Origin of the sequence: Nesterenkonia salmonea, assembly GCF_005771525.1 — a bacterium.
Taxonomy (GTDB): Bacteria; Actinomycetota; Actinomycetes; order Actinomycetales; family Micrococcaceae; genus Nesterenkonia; species Nesterenkonia salmonea.
The window spans coordinates 1-21,409 of sequence record NZ_VAVZ01000029.1; the positions used below are offsets into that span (position 1 = coordinate 1).

Here is a 21,409-nt window from a genome sequence, read left to right on the forward strand (position 1 = left end):
TGAATGGATCTCCCAGTCTCATAACCGCTCAGCCCGGGGGTCTCACCTCAGTCTGGCAGAGAGGGACCCGCGATGCGAACTTTGAAAACGAAGGAGCCGAAAGGCAGACCTGTGCTTCTGGAGCAGTTCCCTCAACACGGACAACTGCTACCCGCTGCGTTGACTGGCTCAGTGCTCATCGGGTCACTGGTGCTGGCCGGATGCTCCGCAGCAGAAGAAAAAAGACAAACACCCACGACGGGCACCCCAACCAGTGAGGCGTCTGAGGAGACCCAGGACCCAGAGAACGTAACGCCCCAAAACAATGGCAGCTCTAGTGATGGGTTGATCGATGTCGATGGCGGCTACACCCAAGAAGAACAACTCGCAGAACTCGAGATCGTCGTAGAGATCATGCAAGAACACTTCGGCGACGACGTCGCCACCATCAATGGAGAACCATGGACCGCTGAACGCCACGACGCAGAAGTCGCCGCCCGACCACGCGGCGACAACCTGTATCGGCAGGAGGTGAGGTTCGATATCCCGCCACAGGATTTAGAAGAACTCTATGCCACCGCAGAACAGATCGCTGAGGAACTCGGCCTCACCGAAAACATCAACAACAGCAACGGCATAGGCCCCCACGGGCGCATCTTCTACGGCGCAGGACGAGAAGAAGGGCGTGTCTTCCTCGTCCAGGGAAGGTCCTCTGAACGAGCATCAAACGCTACCTACTTGACCCGACACTCAGATCACGAAACCGTCATCGCCGCCTACGAACGCGTCGTCGACAAAAACCGACAAGAACGCGAGGCAGAGTTCGGTCCAGATAATCCCCGTCAGATGGAAGACCTTGAACTAGACGACGGCGAGGGGTCCGACTGACGCTGGCAGGTCCTGCGCTGTTGCTAGGCCTGCCAGCGCACGCCGGAGGCCCTATGTGCAGTCTGGGGACTCCACGGCACATAGGGCCTCACTGGTGGCGAGGTGCGCCACCCTACTGCGCAAAGGTCAGTCGTCTGAGACGGTGATCTCTACGTCAATGTTGCCGCGGGTGGCCTTTGAGTAAGGGCAGAAGTCGTGAGCCTTTTGCGCCAGGTCTTCCGCTGTTTCCTGATCCACATTGGGCAGTACCACCTCAATAGTGGCGGTCAACGCCATGCCCCCGGCGTCATCGCCACCGATGCCGATCTTCACGCCGACTGAGGAATCGCTCGCGTCTGCACCGGCCTCACCAGCCATTTTGCGCAGTGCACCGTGGTAGCAGGCGGCATAGCCTGCGGCGAAGAGCTCCTCGGGGTTGTTGCCATCACCGGAGCCACCCAGTTCCTTGGGCGCAGCCAGTTTCAGGTCCAGTGACCCGTCGGCAGTTTTTACCTGCCCGTTGCGGCCATCGCCGCTGGCAAGAGCTTCTGCGGTGTACTTCACGTCTACTGCCATGAGGGGTTCCTTTCGAACGGGTTTCGTGACGAGCCGCGCGTGGCGTCGTCGTTTTCTTGCTCTTCTACACCACCACAGTATGGACCGACTGGCTAGTGGTTCAGTTCAGCGGTGCGCGGATACGCCTCGTCAGTGGCAGAATTGGAGCCTATGCGTGACAACTCCGCCCGCTGGCTGGCGCCCGGGGACCCTGAGTCCATCTCTGTGGCATTGGCTACCCGATTCTCACAGGTGTACAACTACGACCCCGAGGGCGTGTGGTTCGCCCCGGGAAGAGCCAATCTCAACGGCGAACATATCGACTTTCACGGTGGGCGATGCCTGCCCATGGCCTTGCGGCACGGTACCTATGTGGCCGCAGCCCCAAGAACCGACGGGGTGCTGCGGTTGCGTACTCTGGATCCCTCACTCGACACAGGCATTGTGGAAATTCACGACGCCGCATCCTCGCCGGTTCCCCCTGAGGTTCCCTCCTGGACGACCTATGTTTCAGGTGTGCTTTGGGCGATGGCTGAGCTGAAGGACGAGCACCCTGAGCTTCAGCTGCGCGGTGGGACGGGCGCCGATGTGCTCATACGATCCACACTGCCCATTGGGGGCGGCCTGTCCTCTTCGGCCTCCTTGGAGTGTGCCGCCGCGCTGGCTTTTGTGGCGATGGGTACTCCGTTGGGTGCCGAGAACCATGGCGATGACCTCACCCGTGCCCTGACTGATTCGTTGCGCGCAGTGCTAGCGCAGGTCTGTATCAGGGCTGAGGTGGAAGTTGTCGGTGCGGGCACCGGGGGTCTGGATCAGACCACCTCGCTGCGGGCAGCCGAAGGCAAGCTGGTCTCGTTGGACTGCCGGGACTTCACTGTGAAGCGGACCGACATTTCCTTTTTGCTGCGGGACTACCGCTTCCTGGCTGTCGATACTGGTCAACCGCATCAGCTGGCTGATGGGCGTTTCTCTGCTCGCCGCGCCGAGTCTGAAGCGGCCGCCGCGGTGCTGGGGGTAGATCGGCTGCGCGACGCCCTTCCAGAGAAACCGAAAAAGGCAGATGTGGAACTGAAACTTGAAGAGTTCGACAGCGCGCTTGAAGCTGGGGCTGATCTGGGTGAGGTGGACGCCGGAGGCTGCCGACGGCGTTTGAAGCATGCTCTGACGGAGATGCTGCGCAGTGAAAAGATCCACAAGATCCTCAATGGTGACGCCCATGGTGTGGACAACACAGCAGACCTGGTGGGCGACCTTATGTCCGCCGGTCACACCTCCATGAAGGAATGTGCGGAGGTGAGTTTCACTCTGGCTGACCAGGTGGTGGACGCCGTGGTGCAAGCAGGAGCATCGGGCGCCCGGCTCATCGGTGGCGGATTCGGCGGGTCAGTGCTGGTTCTGGTCCCCCGCAGCCGCATGGAGGACATCACCACAGCGGCCTCTCGGCTCTCTCCTGACGTCCGTTTTCTGGAGGTAGTCCCATCACCGGCAGCCCGGGCAGTCTGACCCGCACCGGCCACTGAGCCCTCCTCAGCGCATGGGAATCAGGTCTACGCCATGGTCGGTGGGCAGCTCACCATCGATGGTGGCCGTGACCAGCGCAGATTCCAAAATGATGCCGCCGTCGTGGTTATCCAGGAATGCAGTGTCCGCGGCGTCTCTGCCGGTCGCAATGCGCACAAGTGACTGACGCGGCGCTAACCAGGTCGAGTCAACAGCAACCCACTGTCCATCCACAATGGCCTCAGCCACCGCATGGAAATCCATGGGGTCACATCCGGGTGCATAGACGGCGACTAGCCGGGCCGGGATATGCATGGCTCGCAGGAGGGCGACCACTAGGTGAGCGTAATCGCGGCAGACTCCCGCCCCAGCCAATAACGTGTCCGTGGCACCATCAATTGGGTCACTCGAACCAGGTACATAGCTCAGTCGAGCGGCAACGAACTCACTGACATCCGAAATCTTCTGCTCTATAGACCGAGACAGATCGAATTGGCCCGCCACGAACCCATAAAACTTGTCACATTCGGCGTACCTGCTGGGCCGCAGAAAACGAGACCGGTCGTACTCCTGCGCCAAAAGCGGTTCAGCCTGACCCTCCACACGGGCCCGGTATTGGACGGTGAGCCGGCCAGGACCAACATGTAAGCGGTGAATTCGTCCGCCGCAACCTGAAGAGATCTCTTCCGGTGTGAGGATCTGGTCATCCAGCACCATGTGGAGGGACTCATCAACGCTCAGCCCAGGCAACTGCGCCACAGCAATCTGGAACTCAAGTTCAGTCTTGGCGGTCACCTCAACCTCGAGGGTTGAAGACACGTCCCGAGGCATCATCGTCATAGTGCCAGTCTAGGCACCCCGCGCGGCAAGATGACAATGCGGTGCCCCAAGTCACCCTACCGAAGCACCTAGGACCCAAGAGCACCCTTTGACTTCACAGGCGCCCCTGGACAAGCTTGACCCATGGCAGACCCGCACCGAATACTCGTCTCAGCATTCGAACCCTTCGGCGGCGCGGCCCAGAACCCATCCCAGAACGTCGTCCAGGAACTCATTCGCCGGGCAGAGCGAAACCAGCTCATAGCCCAAAAGGAGCACCGCGGCGTCGTGCTGATCCCGGTCTTACTACCCGTAGAGTTCACCACCGCAGCGCAGATCCTGGCCCACGCCGCCTCGGAACACTCTCCGCGGCTGGTGATCTCGGTGGGGCTGGCAGCCGGAACCGACACGATCCGACTCGAACGGGTGGGCCTAAACCTGCGGGATGCACGGATCCCGGACAATGCAGGCGCCCAACCGGCGGACCAGCCGATCGTGGACAGCGGAAAACCCGCACTTTTCAGCACACTGCGCCTGAAATCGGCCTTCAAGCGCATCACCGAGGCCAATATTCCATCAACACTGTCCCTCTCTGCGGGCAGCTACGTGTGTAACGACGTGCTCTATTCGATCCTGCACCACCTGCGCGATCAGGGTCCGGAGATCCGGGCTGGTTTCGTCCACGTGCCGGACCTCCACGCCCCGGATTCGACGCTGACTGTCGGTCAAGCAGCCACAGCTCTGGACCTGTTGATCTCCGAGTCGCTCATATTCGAGCCGGACGCGCACACACCACTGGGAAACCTGCATTGAAATCATCTATCCAGCTAAGTGCCAAGATTCGACGCCAGGATTGACCTTCCGCCCAGGTCGCTTTCAGAGTAGGTCCTTACCGTTATGAAACGTACTAAGCACTTTCCGCCTATCCGCGTGCAGCGAGGTGACCATGACGTCACAACAGCAGGATGAAGCCCATACCGGCTTCGGACTTCGGCTTGTCCGCCGCGAGAAGGACAACGACCACCGGGCTCCGAACCGTGACGATTCCGAGAATCTCGGTTTCGCCGCATCGAACAGAGCGGTCACTGTCACACTGATCATCGGTATCTCCCTGATGGTCCTGATCCTGATGCTTCCCTACCTCAGCGAACTCTGAACCAGTCTGAGCGGAGCATCCACGCCTCCTCGCCTGCCGATAGTCTTATCGGAGAATGAGTAGGAAAAAGAAGCCCACCGGTACCCGCAGCCGGAAACGCCAGCCGCCGAAAACTCAACCGAGAACTACAACAGCCCAGCCCCCAGGTTCTAAACGCCGGGCGGCTACGCGCTACTCACTACAGGCGGCCCGGTACCTCTGGGCGCTCGTCACCGGGCTGGTCATTGCAGCCCTCTTGTTCGAACCCACGATGGTCTGGACACTCGGCGTCGGCGTTTTCATGATCGCCAATGCTGAACTGCTCGGACTCTGGCTGGTGGTCGCTGGCTACGGCATGTCCTGCCTGCCAGTGACATTCGGCCTCTTGGTCGCAACTGGGCGCTTCTGGTTCAGCCTCACCCACGGACTGTGGACCGGGGCCGTGTACTCCGTGGCTGGATTCTTCTTCCTGGAACAAATCATCGGGCTCCTGAGCCCCTACGGGATGAGTTAGATCGCCCCTACTGCCTCAGTGAGATGTGTAGCCAAAGGGAAAGCTCAAGGATCCGGCTAGAAGTCCCGGGCCATATCGCGGAACCGCTGGAAGTGTCCCTGGAACGCAACGGTGATATCCCTGGCAGGGCCGTTACGGTTCTTGGCCACAATAATGTCCGCCTCACCAGCGCGCTCGGTCTCCTTGTCGTAGACCTCCGGCCGGTGCAGCAGCATGACCATATCGGCGTCCTGCTCAATGGCACCGGATTCACGCAGATCCGAGACCTGTGGTTTCTTATCCGGCCGCTGCTCAGAACCACGGTTCAGCTGTGACAACGCAATAATCGGCACATCGAGTTCCTTGGCCAGCAGCTTCAACGTTCGGGAGAACTCGCTGACCTCTTGCTGGCGGGACTCCACGCGCTTGCCAGACATCAGCAGCTGAAGGTAGTCCACCACCACCAGTTTCAGATTCTCCCGCTGCTTCAGCCGGCGGCACTTGGCCCGAATTTCCATCAGGGTCAGGTTCGGCGCATCGTCAATGAACAGTGGAGCCTGCTCCAGCTTGTCCATAGCCCGAGCCATTTTCTCCCAGTCCTGATCCTTCAGGCTCGAGCCCTTCCGCAAATCACCGAAGAGCACCTGAGACTCAGCCGCCAACAGGCGCATAGTCAACTCAACCTTGCTCATCTCAAGGGAGAAGAACGCCGTCGTCATCCGATGGGTGACAGCCGCAGACCGGGAAAAGTCCAACGCCAAAACAGATTTACCCATTGCCGGGCGAGCAGCGATCACAATCAGCTGACCACCATGGAATCCGTGAGTAAGCTCGTCCAGCTCACGGAAGCCGGTGGGGATACCAGAAAGCGTCCCATCATTGGCAGCATTGAGCTCGATCTCTTCAATGGTCGGTGCCAGCACCTCAGAGAGCCGCGAATAGTCCGAGGTCTGGCGGTTCTCCGCCACATTGTAGATCTCTGCCTGAGCCTCATTGACGATGGAATCCACCTCGCCGTCTGAGGTGTGCCCCAACTGCACAATCTTGGTTCCCGCTTCAACCAAGCGGCGCAGAACCGCGCGTTCACGAACAATGTCCGCGTAAAAGGCAGCATTCGCGGCGGTGGGCACCGCCTGGGCCAGGTTGTGCAAATACGCCGGACCGCCGATCCGCTGCAGCTGCTGAGTCTTGGTGAGCTGGTCGGAGATCGTGACCACATCGGCCGGTTCCCCGCGACCATAGAGATCAATGATCGCTTCAAAGATCATCTCGTGCGCCGGCCGGTAGAAGTCGCCTCCGCGGACCACCTCCACCACATCGGCGATCGCGTCCTTGGAGAGCATCATGCCCCCCAGGACCGACTGCTCGGCCACCATATCCTGCGGGGGAGTGCGCGATTCAGCGCCAGCACCAGTGCTGGGGTTATAGGTCTCCACACTCATGCAGACACACTCCTCAGACACCTTGTGGGATTCACGCGAGCTCCCACTCTACCGGCTACACCAGACAACACACTACGACGCCGTCTTGGACTCTCAGTGCCCCGATCCAGCCTTGATTGCCCGCAGCGCCTGATGCTCCAAGGGGGCGCGCAATCCGTAGACGAGTCCGGCAAGCCAGGTGCGCATAGAACGCCTCGCCTGCCGAGTGTCCGGGTACCGGCAGCGCAGGTGCATACCGGTCTGGTTGATCACGAACCAGATCATGACTCCGTCTGTCCGGATCACCGCAGAAACATGCTGGGGGTTGAGTTCATCATCGACGTTGACAGGCAGTTTCCGGTGATCCAACCACGACATCGCGAACATACCTGGGTCCTGGGGCATGCCACCGTAGGGGCGCATAATCGGAGCCAGCGGATAGGACCCGAGCCGGATAGCTTCCTTCACCGCGGCGTAACAGGCCTGGTAGTCGTCGTCGTGGTTTTCCAACACAGAATTAGTGATGAACCACCCCACAGAGTTGAACCAGCGAGACTCATGGCGGGAGTGCACAGGGAACACTGCCCGCAGCGGACCTCCGGACAGCTCAGCTGCGAGCCGGGTCATCACTGACACCGCCACGGCAATCAGACGCACTTTGTGCTCTGCCGCGTGAGCTTCCACCTGAGCGAGCTCATCGGCATCGAACACATCGCGAATCTCAACAAACTCACCCACCGGCTGTGACACATCACCTAAGTCAAGTGGGAACCGAGGCATCGAGTTGCCGCCGGCTTCGAGGATGTCACTCCACCGCTCAACCACCTCCTTCGGCGGAGCCGGGTGCTCCTCAAGCACCTGTGAATGTGCGGCAAAAGACTCCACAGCAGGCAGACCAGTATCAAGGGGCCGGCCATCGAGCAGATTCTGGACACAAGTGGCGAGATCGCGAGTCAGCACCAGCAGACTCCACGCATCTACATGAGCGTGATCGGATCCGATGATGACCTGCGGTGTCTCCGTTCCCGCCTCATCCTCGATCACGCATAGCCGGTAGGAGGGCGCTTCCAAGGAGCGGCACACCAGGTCGAAGTGCTCGCGCAACACCGTGCGCAGGGCAGGCGGGGTGAGCACCGAGCCCTCACCCAGCTGTTCCCACTCCCCCGGAGCCACCTCCACAGGGTTCAGAGTCAGATTCGTCCCATTCCCCCCAGCCTGCTCATCCCAGGAGAACACACTGCGCAGGGTGCCGTGGCGGTGGACGACCTCAATCCATCCCTGCGCGATGATCTCGCGATCAGCATGAACAGGAAGGGAAAAGCTCACCGCCATCCACGAACCGGGGCGTGAGCCGAAACTGACATGCCGGTCCTGGTCAAAAGACACCGGAAGGCGTTCAGCATCAGGGGAATCAGTCATCTCTGCGCGGATGGAGTAGCTGTACACCCTGCCGGGCTGCACCTGCATCTGCGAGACATTGGTCAGCCGCATACGCGTAGTGTAGGCGGGTGCGGCATCACCGGTGTGTCGCTGCGGAAACTCTCAGTTAATATTCATCTGGAGACTTAGATGTGCCGGAACCACCGGCACCAGCACAAGAAGGTGAAGAACACCGCCGTGGCTATGTTCCAAACAACAGGAGCCAAACTCGCCTATGAGGTGGAGGGCCCGGACTCCGGTCCGCTCTTCGTCCAGATGCATGGACTGACATCCTCAGCGTGGCGGGAGCATCGTGCTGGCTTGGACGTGACCGGTCAGCTCGATGGGTTTCGTGTGTTGCGCTTCGACTCACGGGGCCATGGATCCTCCACAGGCCGCGCGGTCCCGGAGGATTACCTGTGGTCACAGCTGGCAGAGGACTTGCTGGAACTGCTGGACGCCATAGCCCCCGGTGAACAGGTCCACACTGGCGGCCCTTCGATGGGTGCGGCGACACAAATCTGTGCGGCACTGAAAGATCCCCAGAGGTTCGCCTCGCTGAGCCTGCTCGTGCCGCCCACGGCATGGGCAACACGCAGTGCACAAACTGATCAGTACCTGCGCTCGGCCGAACTCGTAGAAGACCATGGCATTGGCGCTTTCGTGCGAATGGGTGAATCCATGCTTCCACCCCCTGCGCTGGCTGACCGTCCGCGTGAGCGCGTTCCCGCAGTTAGCCAGGAACTCCTTCCGTCCATACTGCGCGGAGCCGCTATGACCGACCTGCCAAGTGTTGAAGACGTCGCCCAGCTGGAGGTACCGATCCAAATCCTTGCATGGGTAGACGACCACGCTCATCCAGTCTCTACTGCGGAGAAGCTGAACCGGCTGCATGCAGAGTCGCAGTTGTCGATTGCAGAGACTCCCGAGGACCTGGCAACCTGGCCCACTCGGGTCGCTACCTTCGTGGAGCGCCACCGCCGTTGAGCCGGAATGTGATCGGATCGCCGAACCGGCCCGCTCGGGGTTGTTCGGCAGGATCACGACCAACCGGCCCTGATCCCCTTCCCATTGCCTAGGTTCGGCGATCCGATCTGCAGTTCGTCCCTGAGAGATCTCAGGACAACCGCGAACGTCCCCAGTCTGGGACGCGCTTGTCCTGATCACTCCGTGACGCCAATAAGAGAAGCGTGAGAGCTCTCACGCGGATGCACGCCGGAGATTACCGGCCAATATCCACGTCGTGTGTCATAACACACAGGAGCCCCCGCTCTACCGAAAAACCTCAAACTGATCCCCTGGAAGGGGCCTAAGGTCTCCGAAAGGCGAAGAGGGACGATTGACACTGTAGGCCCGTGAACGCGCCCGGGCAATAGGTCCCTCACAAGGCCCTGTGGATAAAATGTGGAGTGCGCGGCGTGTCGTGTGAAGAACCTGAGGGAAACGTGTGGATAAAGCTGTAGATATCTCTGGGATATCCTTCTGACTAGGAACGATGTAGCGACACGCTGTGAGTTAAAAGTTTTTCTCACCACTTTTTTCGACAGCACCAGGCACTTGCTGTTCACCCTAAGTTGGGTGTATAGCCATCTTTGGACGACCGTTTTCCACAGAATCTCCACAGGCTGCGCGGCGTGTAGTGAGTTACTTGAACGTGAGGCCTGTCATGTTCGCATGTAACTCTTTCAAATTTGAAGTACTCTTAAGGGGTACGAGTTTTCATCGCCTCTTCTTTTCCTACTCTTCGCAGGAGCGCTATGCAGTTCGGTATCTTCTCCATCGGTGACATCACCCCGGATCCCACTACCGGACGGGTACCTACCGAACATGAACGGATCAAGTCCACGGTGGCTATTGCCAGGAAAGCCGAAGAAGTGGGGCTTGATGTTTTCGCCATTGGCCAGCACCACAATCCCCCGTTCGTGGCTCCGGCCAATCCGCCGATCTTCATGGCGCACATCGCTGCCCAGACTGAGCGTCTTCTGCTCTCCACCGCCACTACGCTCATCACTACGACGGACCCGGTGCGCATCGCTGAGGATTACGCCTATGTCCAGCACCTCAGTGACGGTCGGATCGATCTGACTCTGGGCCGGGGGAACACGGGTCCGGTCTATCCCTGGTTTGGTAAAGACATTCGCGCAGGGGTTCCTCTGGCCGTGGAGAACTACGCTCTGCTGCACCGACTGTGGAGGGAAGAAGAGGTGGAGTGGAAAGGCCGGTTCCGGACGCCACTGCAGAACTTCACGGCGACCCCCCGGCCACTCGACGGCACCCCACCATTCGTCTGGCACGGATCGATCCGATCCCCGGAGATCGCAGAACAGGCCGCCTATTACGGTGACGGCTTCTTCCACAACAACATCTTCTGGAACAAGGAGCACACCGGCCGGATGGTTGACCTTTACCGGGAGCGCTACGCCCATTACGGGCACGGCAGCCCCGAGCAGGCCATCGTCGGCCTGGGCGGTCAAGTGTTCATGCGGCCGAATTCACAGGACGCCGTGCGCGAGTTCCGGCCGTACTTCGATCGCGCGCCGGTCTATGGCGGCGGCCCTTCGCTGGAGGACTTCACGGAGATGACCCCACTGACAGTGGGCACCCCCGACCAGGTGATTGAGAAGACACTGAGCTTCCGCGACTACGCCGGGGACTATCAGCGCCAGCTGTTCCTGATCGATCATGCTGGACTGCCGCTGGAGACCGTACTGGAGCAGATTGAGATCTTGGGCGAAGAGGTCGTCCCGGTTCTTCGCAGGGAAGTCGCCTCACGCGCCCCAGAAGGCACCCCTGCGGCACCGACGCATCAACTCCTCCGCGAACGCCACAGGGCGGGCTTCGATCCGGTTCCAGGCGGCAGCACCTCAGCTCGGGACGCTGTTGCCTCCTAGCGACCCTGTAAGGGCCCCTCAGGTATCATGACGGCGATAGACGGGTCCCAACGTCTCGTCTGGATCTAGTCGCCTGAGCATGGCGTCGGTGATCTCCCGTAACTGGTCGACTTGCTCGTCAGTCAACACATCAAGGACATGTCTGCGCACCGCTTCGCAGCTGGGCATCCAGCACTCCGGGGCGCCCGAGTTAGCCTCGACATCATCCTGATCGCCCATGGCTAGTAGAAGTTCAATGAGTGGACCGTTGCCAGTACCACCGGGTCCTTCGACGGGATGGGCGTTCCCGCGCCGTCGATGACTGCGCCATTGCTGGCGGGTCTTGAGCTGATTGGCGGAGCCCTGCTGATTCTGGGACTGCTCACGCCTGTGATCGCGGCACTGAATGCCATTTCGATGCTCGCAGCGTTGGCCATCGTGCCCGCACCTGCGGGGATTTTCGTTGACGCTGGCGGCTACGAGCTTGTGCTGGCGATCTTCGCGGGCCTGATCGTTCTGGCGGGACTCGGCGGCGGTCGCATAAGCGTTGATCAGCTGATCGGTCCTGCTCGTAAGCTCTCCAAGCGCCAGGTCATACATCTGGGCATGAGAAAAGGGGGCCGCGTTTCATCCTTGATGGATGGAACGCGGCCCCCTTTTGCGTCAGTGGCTGTGGTGCCTACTTGGCCGGAACGACCTGCAGGTCCAGGGTCGCTGTGACCTCGGCGTGCAGCTTCACAGTCGCGGTGTAGTGTCCAACGGCTTTGATGCGAGCAGGCAGCTCGACGGTGCGCCGATCGATGCTTCCCAGGCCTGCGGCCTGGACGGCCTCAGCAATCTGGGCTGCTCCGACGGTGCCGAACAGGCGGCCAGACTCGCCGGTTTTCACACCGACCTGCACTGTGCGTGCCTGCAGCTTCTCGGCGATGGACTGAGCCTCTTCGACAGTAGCGATTTCGCGGGCCTTGCGGGCCTGACGAATACGCTCCACGTCTTTTTCGCCGCCTTTGGTCCAGGTCAACGCGTAGCCGCGGGGCAGCAGGTAGTTGCGCGCGTAGCCGTCTTTGACCTCGACGACATCGCCGGGGGCACCGAGGCCGGTGACTTCCTGAGTCAGGATGAGCTTCGACATATCAGTAGTTCCTTTCCTTCCTCAGTAATCAGCCGCGGCCAGCGCCGGAGTACGGCAGCAGGGCCATTTCGCGGGCATTCTTGATCGCCTGGGCGATCTTGCGCTGCTCCTGGACCGATACTCCGGTCACACGGCGGGCGCGGATCTTGCCACGGTCGGAGATGAACTTCCGAAGCAGGGCAGTGTCCTTGTAGTCAATGACCTTGATGTCAGCAGCCTTCAGCGGGTTCGCCTTGGGCTTTGGCTTCTTGGTGATATCAGCCTTTGCCATCGTGGTGCTCCTTTTCATGATGGGGAGCCCGCGCTCTTACGCGGGATGGTGAATAGTTGTCAGTAAGTAAAGCGTTAGAACGGGGGTTCGTCGTTGCTGCCGGCGTCCCAGCCGCCGCCCTGCGAAGGCTGTCCGCCCCAGGGGTCCGACTGTTGCCCGCCGCTGTTGGGCGAGCCTCCGCCGAATCCACCGGGTTGCTGGCCTCCTCCGAACCCACCGCCCGGGTTGCCACCGCCTTGGTTGCCACCGAATCCGCCGCCGCCCTGGCGGGGCGCCTGACGTTCGATCTTGGCCGTGGCGTAACGCAATGAGGCGCCAATCTCGTCGACGTCGAGTTCCCAGCTGGTCCTGTTGTTGCCCTCTTTGTCCTCGAAGCTGCGAGCTTTGAGGCGTCCTTGAGCAACAACGCGTGTGCCCTTTGTCAGCGATTCGCAGACATTTTCCGCAGCTTCACGCCAGAGTGAGCAGCGGACGAAGAGTGTTTCTGCGTCCTTGTACTCATTGGCCTGACGGTCGAAGTAGCGGGGTGTGGAAGCGATGACAAAGTTGGTCACCGGTGCCCCGGAGGGAGTGAACCGGAGCTCTGGGTCAGCGGTCAGGTTTCCGACGACGGTGATGACAGTTTCGTTATAGGCCATGTGGTGTACCTCTTTTCAGTAGTTCGTGTACCAAATATTCTGGGCCCAGATGCCTGTCTTAGGCGACCTTGAACTCTTCAGGGCGGATGATCTTGGTGCGCAGAATAGTCTCATTCAAGCGCAGCAGACGGTCCAGCTCTTTAGCGGAGTCAGGGGTGGAGTGGAAATTCACGACGGCGTAAATCGCCTCAGTCTTCTTCTGAATCTCGAAAGTCAGCTGACGGCGTCCCCAAATGTCGACCTCGTCGACGGTTCCACCATCTTTCTTGATCAGTTCCATGTACTTGCCCAGTGTGGGCTCTACGGTGCGCTCGTCGACCTCAGGGTCGACCAGCACCATTAGTTCGTAATGACGCATTATGAACCCACCTCCTTCGGTCTTGCGGTCACGGGATTTCCGTAACAGGAGGTTCTTTGCGTGGTGTTCCATGCCGACAGTCATCGGCACAGACCGCACCATGTTACCCCTAATCCCGGATGAGTACGAACGGGCTGGTCAGACTGTGAGCTCCTGGGTGAAGAAGGCAATCACAGCGTCGCGCAGATAGGCGATGTCATCGACCCCACACATCTCCCGGGCCGAGTGCATGCTCAGCAGCGGGACCCCTACATCCACGGTCCGCAGACCCAACCGAGTAGCGGTGATGGGTCCGATCGTTGAGCCACAGGGAATGTCATTATTGGCCACGAACTCCTGACTGGGCACCCCAGCGGCCCGGCACACCTGCGCCCACATCGCCGCACCAGGGGCGTCGGTGGTGTACCGCTGATTGGCGTTGATCTTCAGCAGCGGCCCGGCATTGGGCAGGGGCCGGTTCGCCGGGTCGTGGCGCTCTGAGTAGTTCGGATGCACCGCGTGGCCGGCATCGGCGCTCAGATGCCATGATCCCGCGTATGCCTGGGCGCGCTGTGACACTGTTGCCTGTAAACCCTCGTAGATGCGGTCGAGCACTTCCTCCAAAAACGGTCCGGCCGCTCCTGAACGAGATGCTGAGCCTAGCTCCTCATGGTCGAAAGCGGCCAGTATGGGAATGACACCAGCTGAGCCGTCCGCGGCGCAGATTGCCTGCAAGCCCGCATACACCGAGGAGAGGTTGTCCAGCCTGCCGGAGGCTAGGAACTCATTCTTGGTACCGAACCGGGCTGGTGCCTGAGCGTCAGCGATCACGACGTCGTAGCCGTCCACCTGGTCTGCTCCCACCCCGGCTGAGCGACTGACCAGATCCAGGACATCAGCTTCAGCAGCCGCCTCCTGGGACCCGGCTACCGCCAGGATCGGCATAGTCTGCTGCTGCTTGCCCAACTTCACGCCGTCATTATTGACTTGGCGGTCCAGGTGGATCGCCAGTTGCGGGATGCGCGCTACTGGTCCCGTAGCAGCCAGGTGGGTGGCGCCGTCGCGCGTGACGATTCGACCTGCCAGGCGCAGCTCGCGGTCCAGCCACGAATTCAGCAGCGGGCCGCCGTAGACTTCCACACCTGCCTGAACCCACCCCTGTCTGACGACAGTGGACTTTGGTTTCAGTTTGAACCCAGGAGAGTCGGTATGGGCACCAAGCACACGCAGCGGCGTCGTGGGCCCTGCGCCCTGTGGAATAACCCAAGCCAAGACGGCGCCATCACGAACCACCACGTATCTTCCGGGCTCAACGGGCCAGTCCTGGTGTTCACCGAGATGCGTGAAGCCAGCCTCAACCAATCGTTGCGCGGTGACCGCTGCGGCGTGATAGGACGACGGCGACTCTGTGACGAAGCTGCTGAGGTCCTCGATGAGTTCATCGGTACTCAATGCTGTGGGGGTTGACATCATTCTTCCCATCCTACGGCTGGGTTCAGCCGATGAGCCCAGATTGGTAGACGTAGACCACGGCCTGAACCCGGTCGCGCAGCTGCAGCTTGTTGAGGATTCGGCGCACATGAGTTTTCACTGTCGCTTCGGACAGGAAGAACCGCTCAGCGATCTCCGCGTTCGACAAACCTTCAGCAACCGCGAAGAGCATTTCTGCTTCCCGTGCAGTGAGGGCTTCGCGTATTACGCCGTCGTCGAGCGCGGTCGCGATCTGCTGTCCTGAGGGTGAACTTCCCGTCGCCTCGTCTGATGAAGCTGACCCCGTGCGGGGTCCGCCGGCGTCCTCGCCGGGGCTCTGAGCCACAGCGCCAGATGTCCGGTGCGCGGGGGGTCTGCTGTGCTGAGAGGCCGGAGCTGGCGAGGACGGAGACTGAGACTGGCGCACGTACATCTCCAAAAGGCGCCGAGTGATGCGGGGGGCTACGACCGCGTCACCGGAGGCGACCACACGGACCGCATCCACCAGGTCCTCCGGCTCCACATCCTTGAGCAAGAACGCGCTGGCACCGGCCTGCAGTCCGGAAAACGCGTACTCATCCAGGTCAAACGTGGTGAGAATAATTACGCGCACATCACCGAAACGTTCAACGATCCGCTCTGTGGCCTCGATGCCGTCCATTCGCGGCATTCGCACGTCCATCAGCACCACATCCGGGAGCTCTTGGCCCAAAGAGTCCAGGGTCTCCAGAGCTTCCCGACCGTCGCCGGCTTCAGCGACTACCTGGAGATCGTCCTCTCCTTCCAGAATGAGCTTGAATCCCATCCGCAGCAGGTGCTGGTCATCCACCAACATGACCTTGATCGTCTCGCTCATCCCGTTCCCTTCTTGGCGGCTGCTGGTGGTTCGAGTACGGCCCGCACCATCCAACCCCGATGCTTGCCCGGTCCGGCATAGACCGAACCGTTGTAAAAGCTTGCCCGCTCCTGCATTCCTTGGATTCCCAATTGGGACCCAATCGACTCACGCCTGGTCCCCGGAGCCGGCGGAATACCATCGTCAGTGATGGTGATGATCACCTGTTCCTCACCGATCAGTCCCAGCGCCTGCTGTTCTTTCGCAGAGAATCCCTGTTCACTGAGCCGGTCACAATCTTCATCCTCGGTGGCCATGAGGTGTTCGATACCGACCTCCACCCGGTTGACCCCGCGGCCGTAGCGCAGAACATTGGTCAGCGACTCTTGGATGATGCGGTGGACCGTCAGGCCGAATGCCGCGTCATCCGGAAGAGCGGGACCTGACTGCTCCACATGAAGGGAAACTCCGGCCTGTCGGAAACTTTCGTAGAGGCCCTCCAGAGATTCGGTGATGGGACGCCGAACCGTGTCTGGGGCGTCCCCCGTCCGCAGCACTCCGATGACTCGGCGCATATCAGCCAGGGCACCGCGCCCGGTTGCCGAGACTTCACCGATCACTTCAGCCGCTCGCTCTGGGTTCTTCTTAGCCACCACCCGGGCTCCGTCAGCCAAAGAGACCATCACGGAGAGCGAGTGAGCCACTACGTCATGCATCTCCCGGGCGATCCGGTTTCGTTCGCCCAGCTGCGCCAATTGATGCGATTTCCGCGCCCAGTTGACAATTTCGCGCTCATGACGGTGCCCGCGGCGCACTGCGGCACCAATGCCAGCGGAGATTCCCACCACAAAGAACATCACCACAGCGGTGACCACTAGCGCCTCAAATGCTCCAAGCCCCTGGGTCGAGTAGTAGTCCGCCCAGAAGCCCCCTCCGTGGTGAGCCAGCCACACATCAGCGACGAGCAGGGTGCTGTACCCCAAGGCGCAGGCCGGCAGCGCCGCCAGTAGGCTCCACTTCAGTCCGTAGTGGAGGCCGACCGAATAGGCAGCCAGACAGAGTCCCATCATTTGTGCGCCCTGCCACGGGTAGTGGAAAAGCATGGCAGCCTCGAAGAGGGCGACCAGCACCAAGACGGTCAGCGGGCGCGCTCGGCGGAAACAAAGGGCTGCCGAAATCACAACGATTCCTAGGGCCAACCACCAGGCGTCGTCCCCCATATCCACGAACGCGAGCGGGAAGGACCACAGGGCGTAGAGGACGTACACCCCCACGACCACTGCATTCATGCACCGTGGGTGCCTGCGAAACCAGCCTCGTAGTCCTGGTCGGCGGATCAGGCCCAGGTCGTCCCATCCGCTGATCGACTCTGAAAGATTGGCGGGCTCTTCCGACACCGCTTCCACTGACCCCGGTGATGAGGGGAGCATGGCACCGCCGCCTGTCGCGGTGTCCTGCGGAGGCGGCGTCGTCATGCTTCTATCTCATCATGCGTCGCGGTGACTAAACCGGAGCGCACCCAATGTCATGGGCACTGCGACCCAGATCAGCAGTCCGACATATGCCTGCCATGCTTCCAGAGCGGGAACCATGGAGAACTCGCCGGCATTCGGATTCACCGCGTTGTCCACCAGGTTCATGTACTCAGCCTGCATCAGCACTTCCACCCACGCGGCGTTGCCGGTCACTCCGTAGAGGATCGACAGCACCATCTGCAGGACGAACATGATGACCGCCAGGATCACGATGCCGCCAGCCGAGCTGCGCAGCAGCAGCCCGAGACCGAAGCCCAGCAGCGAGGTCAGCACCACGGAAACCCACGAAGCAGCGTACATCCCCGCGATCTCAGCATCGAAGATGTCGCCCAGACTCAAGGGCTCAGCGATGATGCTGGTCAGCCCGTGGCTGAGCAGGACCATCACGGCTGTCACCGCAGCCGTCCAGATCACCAGGGCAAGCCCTTTGGCGCTCAGCAGCAGGAAACGCTGCGGAACTGCGGTGAGACTTGAGCGGATGGCTCCGGTGGAGTACTCAGTGGTAATCGCGATGACGCCCAGGGAGCCCAGGAGGATCATTGCGAAGTAGCTGCCGGCCTGACCCTGGATAGCTATCTGGAGCGCGTCACCGGCCATTGCCGAATCGTCGGCCGCGAACTGCTGGAAGGAGAACGCCACTGCGCCGGCGATGAACACACCCAGCGCGACGGTGATGATGGAGAGCCACCAGCTGGTGCGCAGGGCTTTGAGCTTGGCGAACTCCGAACGAGCTGCTGCGAGAAAACTCACCCCCGAGAGCGTGCTGTCAATGGTGAAGGTGCGCGGTGTCGCGGTGGCGGTATTGATGTGCGTGGTGTTCACTGGGCAGCCTCCTCAAAAGCTCCGCCGGACCGGTATTCGACGTGGTCGCCAGTCAGTTTCATGTATTCATCCTCCAGTGTGGTCAGCTGCGGGGTCAGCTCATGGAGAACCACCTGCGCTTCCAGGGCCCGGCGCCCAATGCTCCGCGGATCAAGCCCGGTCACCTGAAGGGTCTCCGCGTCAATGTGACTGATCGACACATCCCGTGCCGTCAGTGCGTTCGCCAAGTCGGACGTCTGCTCAGTGCGGACCAGCACCCGCTGCTCACCTGAGTTGAGCAGCTCCTGGATGGGGGCGTCAGCGATGATCCGACCGCGGCCCAGCACAATAAGGTGATCCGCCGTCTGCGACATTTCGCTCATCAGATGGGATGAGACGAAGACCGTTCGACCCTCAGCAGCCATCTGCCGGGCCAGGCTCCGAACCCAGCGCACACCCTCCGGGTCGAGCCCGTTGACCGGCTCATCAAACATCAGCACTGCCGGATCCCCCAGCAGCGCGGCAGCAATGCCCAGGCGCTGGTTCATCCCCAAGGAGTACCCCTTGATGCGTTTGCCGGCGACCTCACCCAACCCGGTCAGCTCAATGACATGCTGAACCCGCGAAGCACTGATGCCATGCGTGGCCGCCAAGACCTTCAGGTGGGATTTCCCGGTCCGTCCCGGGTGGGTGGCCCCGGCGTCCAGGACTGCCCCCACAGTGCGCATGGGTGCCTTGTGCTGGGAGAACTGTTTTCCATCGATGGTGATGGAGCCGGAGGTCGGCCTGTCCAGACCAACTGCCATGCGCATTGTGGTGGACTTCCCCGACCCGTTGGGTCCCAGGAAGCCGGTGACCTTGCCGGGCTGCAGCTGGAAGCTGATGCCGTCGACTGCGTTCTTCGAGCCGTACCTCTTGTGCAGATTCTCTGCGGTGATCATCTCTCGCGCTCACTTCCCGCCGTGCGTCATTCACCTCAGCCGGATCTCCGGCCTGTGCATACCAGTGTTCTCCACCGGCAGGCTGAGCACATCACCCCGCAGACTGATCTTCACGTACCCCTGTAGGACCATGCCCGGAAGGGGACTTCTACAGGGCCGCGGCGGAACCGGCTGAACCACAGGTGGGAAAGTGCCAGCTGGGCCAGCCATATTCCAAGAACGACGACGCCGACAGTCACCTCAGACAGTTGCCCGCCAAGACCGAAACCCACACCTGAGAAGAGGATGACCATGATCAGTGACTGACCCAAGTAGTTGCTCAGTGACATGCGCCCGGCCGGGGCCAGGGCTGCCGTGAGCCTTTCGGCCGATCGGAAGAGCACCATGAGAAGCACCACATACCCGCAGGCCTGCACTGGTCCCGCAGCAAAGTTCACAGCGGTGCCCAACAACTCCGCGCCGATCCCGGGCACATAACCGGTGCTGCCCGGGGATCCCCACGTCAGGAGGGCAGCGATGCTGCTCAGCGCCAGCCCGACCGCAAGGGTCGGCACCCCGATACTCATCAGGCGTTTGGTACTGAACTCTCCGGCGACGATGCGCTCCACCAATCGAGCCCGGCCGACCACAAGACCCACGAGGAACGCAGCAAACGCCACTGGTCCTTGGACGAACAGCACCGAGACCAACGCTGACGGGTAGGCAGCCAGCTGGAAGGCGAACCACTGAGTGACTGATCCGGTATACGCGGCCACCGCGTCCTGAGGGTTTCCGAAGGCCAGGGCGGCGTCTCCCATCGTGTCTTCCAGAGTCATGGTGACCAGCCCCAGTACAACCAGAACGAAGACCATGACGGCGTAGATCACACCGGCGGTCAGCAGAGCTGCCCTGGTGGAGATCCTGCGCATCCCTAGGAGGATGAAGCCGAGGATTCCGTAGGCCAGGAGGATGTCTCCTGCGAACAGGAAGAGTCCGTGCAGCAGACCCAGAGTGATCAGCGCTGTGAAGCGTCGGATCGAGCGTCGTGTCTCACTGGCGCCGGACTCGTACGCTCTGGCCCAGGCGAAAACAAAGCTCAGTCCAAAGAGGAAACTGAACAGGACGTAGGACTTTCCTTCGAAGACCAATGAGACACCGAAGCGCACGAGCTGGTCGGCAGTTGACCCTTCAGCATCGCCACGCATCCCCGTGGTGAGCATCTCTGGGTGGGCGAAGAACCAGATGTTGACGCTGAGAATCCCCAGCAGAGCAAGGGATCGCAGCGCGTCGACTGCGTTCACCCGTGGGTTCATCAGCGGTCGACCTCACCGCGGATGAACGCTTCGACCTTTTCGTGCGCTACAGAGTCGTGGAACTGTTCCGGCGGGGACTTCATGAAGTAGCTCGACGCTGAAAGCAGGGGCCCTCCGATGCCTCGGTCCAGACCAATCTTTGCCGCCCGGACCGCATCAATGATGACGCCGGCCGAGTTCGGGGAGTCCCAGACTTCAAGCTTCAGCTCAATGGACAGGGGCGCATCGCCGAAGTTGCGGCCTTCGAGCCTGATATAGGCCCATTTGCGGTCGTCCAGCCATGGCACATAGTCACTCGGTCCAATGTGAACATCGCGGTCGGCCAGTTTGGCTGATGTGTTGGATGTCACCGCTTGCGTCTTGGAGACCTTCTTTGAGGTCAGCCGATCTGGCTGGAGCATGTTCATGAAGTCCATGTTTCCGCCGAAGTTCAGCTGGTACGTGCGGTCAAGGTGCACACCCCGGTCCTCCAGAAGATGCGCCAGCTCGCGGTGGGTGATCGTGGCACCCACCTGAGATTTGATGTCATCGCCGACAATCGGCAGCCCTGCATCGGTGAACTTCTGCGCCCACTCTGGTGTCCCGGCAATGAACACCGGCAGAGCGTTGACGAACGCACAGCCGGCGTCGATCGCTGCCTGAGCGTAGAATCTGGCCGCCTCTTCTGAGCCGACGGGGAGGTAGCAGACCACGACCTCTGCGCGGGCCTCTTTCAGTGCTGCGACCACGTCCACTGGGTCGAATGCTGATTCATCGATGGTTTGCCGGTAGTAGTCACCAAGACCGTCCATTGTGGGACCGCGCTGGACATTGACGCTGCTGTAGGGCACATCGGCGAGTTTGATGGTGTTGTTCTCGCTGGCGGTGATCGCTTCCGAGAGGTCTTTGCCGACTTTTTTGTCGTCGACATCAAAGGCTGCCACGAACTTCACATCGTTGATGTGGTAATCGCCGAAGCGCACATGCATCAGACCCGGAACGTCCTGATCGTCTTGGGCGTCTTTGTAGTACTCAACTCCCTGAACCAGTGATGCTGCGCAGTTGCCGATGCCCACAAGGGCTACCCGGACCGGATTTTCTGACACGGAATCGTTTCCTT

The 21,409-nt window shown here is 60.8% G+C and carries 23 protein-coding genes and 1 pseudogene; 8 read left to right on the top strand and 16 right to left on the bottom strand.

Going from position 1 to position 21,409, the window contains the following annotated elements; translation table 11 throughout:
• Positions 1-72: 72 nt before the first annotated feature.
• Positions 73-867 (top strand): hypothetical protein, encoded by a 795-nt coding sequence (locus FEF26_RS10635; RefSeq protein WP_138253522.1) that lies wholly within the window; start codon positions 73-75, stop codon positions 865-867.
• A 126-nt stretch (positions 868-993) separates the two neighbouring features.
• Here the strand turns inward: FEF26_RS10635 and FEF26_RS10640 are convergent, their stop codons facing one another.
• A complete protein-coding gene (locus FEF26_RS10640; protein ID WP_138253523.1) occupies positions 994-1,422 on the bottom strand; it encodes an organic hydroperoxide resistance protein in 429 nt (142 codons plus the stop codon).
• Between the two features lie 150 nt (positions 1,423-1,572).
• Between FEF26_RS10640 and FEF26_RS10645 the strand changes: the two genes are divergently transcribed.
• Positions 1,573-2,904 carry a galactokinase gene (locus FEF26_RS10645; protein ID WP_138253524.1) on the top strand — a complete coding sequence of 444 codons (1,332 nt, stop codon included), beginning with the start codon at positions 1,573-1,575 and terminating at the stop codon, positions 2,902-2,904.
• Between the two features lie 24 nt (positions 2,905-2,928).
• Here the strand turns inward: FEF26_RS10645 and FEF26_RS10650 are convergent, their stop codons facing one another.
• Positions 2,929-3,741: a transglutaminase-like domain-containing protein gene (locus FEF26_RS10650; protein ID WP_138253525.1), complete on the bottom strand. Its 813-nt coding sequence runs from the start codon at positions 3,739-3,741 to the stop codon at positions 2,929-2,931.
• 123 nt (positions 3,742-3,864) lie between these two features.
• On the opposite strand from FEF26_RS10650, the gene FEF26_RS10655 reads away from it, so the two are divergent.
• The 3 genes from FEF26_RS10655 to FEF26_RS10665 all read left to right on the top strand — a co-directional run bounded on the left by FEF26_RS10655 (position 3,865) and on the right by FEF26_RS10665 (position 5,369).
• Positions 3,865-4,533 carry a pyroglutamyl-peptidase I gene (locus tag FEF26_RS10655; RefSeq protein ID WP_138253526.1) on the top strand — a complete coding sequence of 223 codons (669 nt, stop codon included), beginning with the start codon at positions 3,865-3,867 and terminating at the stop codon, positions 4,531-4,533.
• A gap of 133 nt (positions 4,534-4,666) precedes the next feature.
• Positions 4,667-4,876, top strand: coding sequence for a hypothetical protein (locus FEF26_RS10660; protein ID WP_138253527.1), 210 nt, complete (start codon positions 4,667-4,669; stop codon positions 4,874-4,876).
• 55 nt (positions 4,877-4,931) lie between these two features.
• The gene (locus FEF26_RS10665; RefSeq protein ID WP_138253528.1) at positions 4,932-5,369 is read left to right on the top strand and encodes a hypothetical protein; all 438 of its coding nucleotides are present in this window, start codon (positions 4,932-4,934) and stop codon (positions 5,367-5,369) included.
• A gap of 56 nt (positions 5,370-5,425) precedes the next feature.
• Here FEF26_RS10665 and dnaB read toward each other — a convergent pair whose 3' ends face one another.
• Together dnaB and FEF26_RS10675 are read right to left on the bottom strand one after the other, a co-directional pair.
• On the bottom strand, positions 5,426-6,790 hold the full coding sequence (gene dnaB, locus FEF26_RS10670; protein ID WP_138253529.1) for a replicative DNA helicase: 1,365 nt from the start codon (positions 6,788-6,790) through the stop codon (positions 5,426-5,428).
• A 93-nt stretch (positions 6,791-6,883) separates the two neighbouring features.
• On the bottom strand, positions 6,884-8,260 hold the full coding sequence (locus FEF26_RS10675; RefSeq protein WP_138253530.1) for a condensation domain-containing protein: 1,377 nt from the start codon (positions 8,258-8,260) through the stop codon (positions 6,884-6,886).
• Between the two features lie 78 nt (positions 8,261-8,338).
• Between FEF26_RS10675 and FEF26_RS10680 the strand changes: the two genes are divergently transcribed.
• Positions 8,339-9,175, top strand: a complete 837-nt coding sequence (locus FEF26_RS10680) for an alpha/beta fold hydrolase (protein ID WP_243730529.1) — start codon at positions 8,339-8,341, stop codon at positions 9,173-9,175.
• Positions 9,176-9,945: 770 nt separating this feature from the next.
• Positions 9,946-11,079, top strand: a complete 1,134-nt coding sequence (locus FEF26_RS10685) for an LLM class flavin-dependent oxidoreductase (protein ID WP_138253531.1) — start codon at positions 9,946-9,948, stop codon at positions 11,077-11,079.
• Positions 11,080-11,097: 18 nt separating this feature from the next.
• Here FEF26_RS10685 and FEF26_RS10690 read toward each other — a convergent pair whose 3' ends face one another.
• Complete coding sequence (locus FEF26_RS10690; protein WP_208012901.1) at positions 11,098-11,298, bottom strand: hypothetical protein; 201 nt, start codon at positions 11,296-11,298, stop codon at positions 11,098-11,100.
• A 36-nt stretch (positions 11,299-11,334) separates the two neighbouring features.
• Here FEF26_RS10690 and FEF26_RS10695 point away from each other — a divergent pair.
• A pseudogene (locus tag FEF26_RS10695) lies at positions 11,335-11,778 on the top strand (DoxX family protein); the annotation flags it as partial.
• Here FEF26_RS10695 and rplI read toward each other — a convergent pair.
• The 11 genes from rplI to FEF26_RS10750 all read right to left on the bottom strand — a co-directional run bounded on the left by rplI (position 11,738) and on the right by FEF26_RS10750 (position 21,395).
• Entirely contained in the window at positions 11,738-12,190 is a 453-nt protein-coding gene (gene rplI, locus FEF26_RS10700) for a 50S ribosomal protein L9 (protein WP_138253532.1), read from the bottom strand. The pseudogene FEF26_RS10695 and the gene rplI overlap by 41 nt on opposite strands.
• 28 nt (positions 12,191-12,218) lie before the next feature.
• Positions 12,219-12,461, bottom strand: coding sequence for a 30S ribosomal protein S18 (rpsR, locus tag FEF26_RS10705; protein WP_138253533.1), 243 nt, complete (start codon positions 12,459-12,461; stop codon positions 12,219-12,221).
• Between the two features lie 74 nt (positions 12,462-12,535).
• Entirely contained in the window at positions 12,536-13,099 is a 564-nt protein-coding gene (locus tag FEF26_RS10710; protein WP_138253534.1) for a single-stranded DNA-binding protein, read from the bottom strand.
• Between the two features lie 58 nt (positions 13,100-13,157).
• The gene (gene rpsF, locus FEF26_RS10715; protein ID WP_138253535.1) at positions 13,158-13,457 is read right to left on the bottom strand and encodes a 30S ribosomal protein S6; all 300 of its coding nucleotides are present in this window, start codon (positions 13,455-13,457) and stop codon (positions 13,158-13,160) included.
• Positions 13,458-13,595: 138 nt separating this feature from the next.
• The gene (locus FEF26_RS10720) at positions 13,596-14,906 is read right to left on the bottom strand and encodes a M18 family aminopeptidase (protein ID WP_138253560.1); all 1,311 of its coding nucleotides are present in this window, start codon (positions 14,904-14,906) and stop codon (positions 13,596-13,598) included.
• Positions 14,907-14,931: 25 nt separating this feature from the next.
• Complete coding sequence (locus FEF26_RS10725) at positions 14,932-15,762, bottom strand: response regulator transcription factor (RefSeq protein ID WP_138253536.1); 831 nt, start codon at positions 15,760-15,762, stop codon at positions 14,932-14,934.
• Entirely contained in the window at positions 15,759-17,216 is a 1,458-nt protein-coding gene (locus FEF26_RS10730) for a sensor histidine kinase (protein WP_138253537.1), read from the bottom strand. The genes FEF26_RS10725 and FEF26_RS10730 overlap by 4 nt, the downstream gene beginning before the upstream one ends.
• Before the next feature lie 12 nt (positions 17,217-17,228).
• Positions 17,229-18,098, bottom strand: a complete 870-nt coding sequence (locus tag FEF26_RS10735; RefSeq protein ID WP_138253538.1) for an ABC transporter permease subunit — start codon at positions 18,096-18,098, stop codon at positions 17,229-17,231.
• Complete coding sequence (locus FEF26_RS10740; RefSeq protein WP_138253539.1) at positions 18,095-19,018, bottom strand: ABC transporter ATP-binding protein; 924 nt, start codon at positions 19,016-19,018, stop codon at positions 18,095-18,097. The genes FEF26_RS10735 and FEF26_RS10740 overlap by 4 nt, the downstream gene beginning before the upstream one ends.
• A gap of 110 nt (positions 19,019-19,128) precedes the next feature.
• The gene (locus FEF26_RS10745) at positions 19,129-20,310 is read right to left on the bottom strand and encodes a DUF418 domain-containing protein (RefSeq protein WP_138253540.1); all 1,182 of its coding nucleotides are present in this window, start codon (positions 20,308-20,310) and stop codon (positions 19,129-19,131) included.
• Positions 20,310-21,395: an inositol-3-phosphate synthase gene (locus tag FEF26_RS10750; protein WP_138253541.1), complete on the bottom strand. Its 1,086-nt coding sequence runs from the start codon at positions 21,393-21,395 to the stop codon at positions 20,310-20,312. The genes FEF26_RS10745 and FEF26_RS10750 overlap by 1 nt, the downstream gene beginning before the upstream one ends.
• Positions 21,396-21,409: the final 14 nt, after the last annotated feature.

Excerpts from the sequence above, each read along its gene's own strand:
- rplI (WP_138253532.1), bottom strand. The coding sequence starts at position 12,190 with ATGTCGAAGCTCATCCTGACTCAGGAAGTCACCGGCCTCGGTGCCCCC.
- FEF26_RS10645 (WP_138253524.1), top strand. The coding sequence starts at position 1,573 with ATGCGTGACAACTCCGCCCGCTGGCTGGCGCCCGGGGACCCTGAGTCC.
- FEF26_RS10720 (WP_138253560.1), bottom strand. The coding sequence starts at position 14,906 with ATGTCAACCCCCACAGCATTGAGTACCGATGAACTCATCGAGGACCTC.
- FEF26_RS10655 (WP_138253526.1), top strand. The coding sequence starts at position 3,865 with ATGGCAGACCCGCACCGAATACTCGTCTCAGCATTCGAACCCTTCGGC.
- FEF26_RS10665 (WP_138253528.1), top strand. The coding sequence starts at position 4,932 with ATGAGTAGGAAAAAGAAGCCCACCGGTACCCGCAGCCGGAAACGCCAG.
- rpsF (WP_138253535.1), bottom strand. The coding sequence starts at position 13,457 with ATGCGTCATTACGAACTAATGGTGCTGGTCGACCCTGAGGTCGACGAG.
- FEF26_RS10725 (WP_138253536.1), bottom strand. The coding sequence starts at position 15,762 with ATGAGCGAGACGATCAAGGTCATGTTGGTGGATGACCAGCACCTGCTG.
- FEF26_RS10635 (WP_138253522.1), top strand. The coding sequence starts at position 73 with ATGCGAACTTTGAAAACGAAGGAGCCGAAAGGCAGACCTGTGCTTCTG.
- FEF26_RS10740 (WP_138253539.1), bottom strand. The coding sequence starts at position 19,018 with ATGATCACCGCAGAGAATCTGCACAAGAGGTACGGCTCGAAGAACGCA.
- FEF26_RS10660 (WP_138253527.1), top strand. The coding sequence starts at position 4,667 with ATGACGTCACAACAGCAGGATGAAGCCCATACCGGCTTCGGACTTCGG.
- FEF26_RS10745 (WP_138253540.1), bottom strand. The coding sequence starts at position 20,310 with ATGAACCCACGGGTGAACGCAGTCGACGCGCTGCGATCCCTTGCTCTG.
- dnaB (WP_138253529.1), bottom strand. The coding sequence starts at position 6,790 with ATGAGTGTGGAGACCTATAACCCCAGCACTGGTGCTGGCGCTGAATCG.
- FEF26_RS10685 (WP_138253531.1), top strand. The coding sequence starts at position 9,946 with ATGCAGTTCGGTATCTTCTCCATCGGTGACATCACCCCGGATCCCACT.
- rpsR (WP_138253533.1), bottom strand. The coding sequence starts at position 12,461 with ATGGCAAAGGCTGATATCACCAAGAAGCCAAAGCCCAAGGCGAACCCG.
- FEF26_RS10650 (WP_138253525.1), bottom strand. The coding sequence starts at position 3,741 with ATGACGATGATGCCTCGGGACGTGTCTTCAACCCTCGAGGTTGAGGTG.
- FEF26_RS10680 (WP_243730529.1), top strand. The coding sequence starts at position 8,339 with ATGTGCCGGAACCACCGGCACCAGCACAAGAAGGTGAAGAACACCGCC.
- FEF26_RS10690 (WP_208012901.1), bottom strand. The coding sequence starts at position 11,298 with ATGGGCGATCAGGATGATGTCGAGGCTAACTCGGGCGCCCCGGAGTGC.
- FEF26_RS10675 (WP_138253530.1), bottom strand. The coding sequence starts at position 8,260 with ATGCGGCTGACCAATGTCTCGCAGATGCAGGTGCAGCCCGGCAGGGTG.
- FEF26_RS10730 (WP_138253537.1), bottom strand. The coding sequence starts at position 17,216 with ATGACGACGCCGCCTCCGCAGGACACCGCGACAGGCGGCGGTGCCATG.
- FEF26_RS10640 (WP_138253523.1), bottom strand. The coding sequence starts at position 1,422 with ATGGCAGTAGACGTGAAGTACACCGCAGAAGCTCTTGCCAGCGGCGAT.
- FEF26_RS10710 (WP_138253534.1), bottom strand. The coding sequence starts at position 13,099 with ATGGCCTATAACGAAACTGTCATCACCGTCGTCGGAAACCTGACCGCT.